Genomic DNA, 342 nt, shown 5'->3' on the forward strand with positions numbered 1-342 from the left:
TTGCACACTTTTTGCGCTTTGCTTTCCTTATATTTCTCAACTTGCAACAGTTGCCCTTTCTCTTACCTATTTTTAATCAACTTGCAACATGTTTGCGGTATCCTTTCCCTATTTCTTTCAACTTGCAACAGTATAATTTATTTCTCAACCAAGGAATTTTAAAAAAAATCATATCATTTTAAAGTTTTTAAGCTATTTATCTCATATTTTTAATAAGTTACATACATAATATGCAACATGTTTGCGGTATCCTTTCCCTAACTTCTCTACCATTTTCACTGTAATCCCTTATATACCAAGGGTTTAGGTACTTTTCTATTTACTTTTATACATATTAACCAA

1 pseudogene is annotated in these 342 nt (G+C 29.8%); it reads left to right on the forward strand.

Annotated features, from left to right (window positions below):
- Window positions 1-182: pseudogene (locus MR107_RS30570) on the forward strand (hypothetical protein); the annotation flags it as partial.
- Window positions 183-342 lie beyond the last annotated feature (160 nt).

The organism is Bacillus cereus group sp. BfR-BA-01441, assembly GCF_022663075.1.
GTDB classification, from domain to species: domain Bacteria; phylum Bacillota; class Bacilli; order Bacillales; family Bacillaceae_G; genus Bacillus_A; species Bacillus_A cereus.